Origin of the sequence: Saccharomonospora halophila 8 (assembly GCF_000383775.1) — a bacterium.
GTDB lineage: Bacteria > Actinomycetota > Actinomycetes > Mycobacteriales > Pseudonocardiaceae > Saccharomonospora > Saccharomonospora halophila.
This window is the reverse complement of sequence record NZ_KB912555.1, coordinates 16,930-19,467: the sequence shown is the minus strand read 5'-3', so window position 1 is coordinate 19,467 and position 2,538 is coordinate 16,930. Positions and strand designations below refer to the sequence as shown.

The window sequence follows — 2,538 nt, the reverse complement described above, 5'->3', positions numbered from 1 at the left end:
GCCCCGGCGCCACCCCGGCGAGGGTGCGCAGACTCAACCGCACGGCGGTGGCCAGGTCGCCGCGGGCGGGCTCGTCTCCCCGTCCGTCCAGCCACGGGGCGACGGTCGCCACCGCCGCACGCAACTCGCCGGGGTCGACGGACCGTGATTTCGACATGCCCCAACAGTAAGGTGGATCCGCACAGCCCGTACACGGCACGACGTGGGGAAGCGCATGGCCCGTCGCGACGACGCAGACCGCCTGATGCCCGAGAGGACCGCGGCGACCAGGAAGCCGGAGATCACGCGGGAGATGCGGGCGAACGCGAGAGCGAATCCGGACAGCTGGCTGTACGTGATCGACGAGGCGTTCGACCCGCGGGGTAACGTGCCCTCCTGGGCCGTCGTCGGTGCCTACCCGGTCGATGCCCACGGCGAGGTCGTGGACGACTTCCATTTCAACGACCGGTACCGGCCGTCCCCCCGCGCCCTGGGCTATCCCGACCCGGAGAGCGACCTGGAGCACCTGCTCCAGCTGGTGCGGACCGGCCACCGCCCCGCGGAGGACCTCGCACCCGCGGTGCTCGACGCGACGGTGTACGTCTACGCGTACTCCCCGGACCAGCGCACCCTGGTCGGCTTCCACGACACCGAAGGAGACGTGGTGGTGCCCGCCTACACCGGCCGGTCACTGGCTCCGCGGGACTGGTTCTGCGTCCGGCCGGTGCGGGGGCGGGACGTGGTCGAACTGCTCGCGGGCCACCCCCTCGTCCTCAACCCGGACGACATCGCGACGGCCGTCGTGCGCGCGCAGGAACTGGTGCTGGCGCTCGCCCACGACCGCTGAACCGTCCCGGCCACGACGGCGGATCACCGCCCCGGGGGAACCGGCAGCCACCCACACGGTGTCTTCTCCCGCCCGGGACGGTGACACCACGGCGTGGCGAGACCGTGCCCGACCTCCCGCCGACCACGGTGGGTGGATGAACACGCACTCGAAGCGACCACTCGTTCGTCCCGCGACACCCACCACCGGCCCCGAACCCGGCCGGAGGAGGCGGTCGTCCCGCGTTCTCCTCGGGCTCGTCGTCCCGCTGGGCGCCCTCCTGCTCGGGGTGCACACCCCGGCCACGGCCGGACCGGAAGAGAACGGCAGTGCCCCGGGACAACAACACGGCACCCCGGGAGAACACAGCACCCCGAGAGAACACGGCACCCCGGGAGAACACGGCACTCCGGGACAGCACGGGCACCCGATGGGGTCGCAGATCGCCCGGGTCGAGGGGGACCACTCCACCCCGTGGTCGCGACAGCGGGCACGCGAGCCACGGGGAACGAACTCCGACGGCGGCCCGGCGACCGCGACGGTCGACGGCATCGACGTCAGTAGCTGGCAGGGTGCGGTCGACTGGCCGCACTGGTGGGACGAGGGCAAGAGATTCGCCTACGTCAAGGCGACCGAAGGCACCGGCTACACCAACCCGTACTTCGACCAGCAGTACGACGGGTCCTACGACGTCGGCATGATCCGCGGCGCCTACCACTTCGCACTGCCGGACCGGTCGTCCGGCGCGGCGCAGGCGGACTACTTCGTCTCCCACGGCGGCGGCTGGTCCGCGGACGGGCAGACTCTGCCCGGGGCCGTCGATCTGGAGTACAACCCGTACGGAGCCACCTGTTACGGCAAGGACCACGACGCGATGGCCGCCTGGATCCGCGACTTCCACGACACCTACCACGCCCGCACCGGGCGGCATCCGGTGATCTACACGTCGACCAGCTGGTGGGAGCAGTGCGTCGGCACCGCACAGAGCTTCTCCGACACCGTGCCCCTGTGGGTCGCCCGCTACGATTCGTCGGTCGGCGAACTCCCGCACGACTGGGACTACCACACCTTCTGGCAGTACACCTCCAGCCCGATCGACCAGAACGTGTTCAACGGCGCCTACCACCGGTTGCGCATGCTGGCCATGGGTTGACCTCCCCGGTCCGCGGCTTCGTCCCCGCGTGCCTGCGCGTCACGCTGCGGAACAGCCCGATTCCGGTTCCCTCCCGCCACCGTGTCGTGGTGATCGGGCACAATGCCACGGGTCACGTGGTCTGGGGGACCCGGCGCCTCCCGGACGAGCGTCCGACAACCGGAACCGCATCTCGGGGGCGCCGTCCCCCACGGAAGGCGAGAAGGTCATGACATACCCGCCGCAACCCGGGCAGCCGCCGTACGGACACCAACCGAACCCGTACGACCGGTCCGGGTTCCCCCCGTCCGGCGGGTTCCCCCCGCAGCAGGACCCGTACGGGCAGTACGGGCAGTACGGGGGTGCGTACGGGGATCAGTACGGCGGCCGGTTCGCGGACCCGCACGGCTGGTACGGACAACAGCCCGGCTACGGGCAACCCGGCGACGGTGGGTTCGGGGGGCGGCCTCCCGGGGGGAAGAGCAGGACCGGCCTGTGGATCGGGATCTCCGCCGCGGCGCTGGCGGTCGTCGCGTTCCTGGTCACCGGCCTCGCCGCACCCGGCTTCCTGCTCGGCGACGACGAGGACGACACCGCCGCG

2 protein-coding genes and 2 pseudogenes are annotated in these 2,538 nt (G+C 71.5%); 3 read left to right on the top strand and 1 reads right to left on the bottom strand.

Annotated features, from left to right (window positions below; all coding sequences use genetic code 11):
* Positions 1–157 (bottom strand): annotated as a pseudogene (locus tag SACHA_RS26700) (sterol carrier family protein); the annotation flags it as partial.
* A gap of 57 nt (positions 158–214) precedes the next feature.
* On the opposite strand from SACHA_RS26700, the gene SACHA_RS0111985 reads away from it, so the two are divergent.
* From SACHA_RS0111985 to SACHA_RS25400, 3 genes and pseudogenes are all read left to right on the top strand, one after another.
* Positions 215–826 (top strand): type VII secretion system-associated protein, encoded by a 612-nt coding sequence (locus SACHA_RS0111985; RefSeq protein WP_028663116.1) that lies wholly within the window; start codon positions 215–217, stop codon positions 824–826.
* 136 nt (positions 827–962) lie between these two features.
* The gene (locus SACHA_RS0111980; RefSeq protein WP_019809993.1) at positions 963–1,958 is read left to right on the top strand and encodes a lysozyme; all 996 of its coding nucleotides are present in this window, start codon (positions 963–965) and stop codon (positions 1,956–1,958) included.
* A gap of 208 nt (positions 1,959–2,166) precedes the next feature.
* Positions 2,167–2,538, top strand: a pseudogene (locus SACHA_RS25400) (hypothetical protein); the annotation flags it as partial.

Bases quoted from the DNA above. Each gene is read 5' to 3' on its own strand.
- SACHA_RS0111980 (WP_019809993.1), top strand. From the start codon at position 963: ATGAACACGCACTCGAAGCGACCACTCGTTCGTCCCGCGACACCCACC.
- SACHA_RS0111985 (WP_028663116.1), top strand. From the start codon at position 215: ATGGCCCGTCGCGACGACGCAGACCGCCTGATGCCCGAGAGGACCGCG.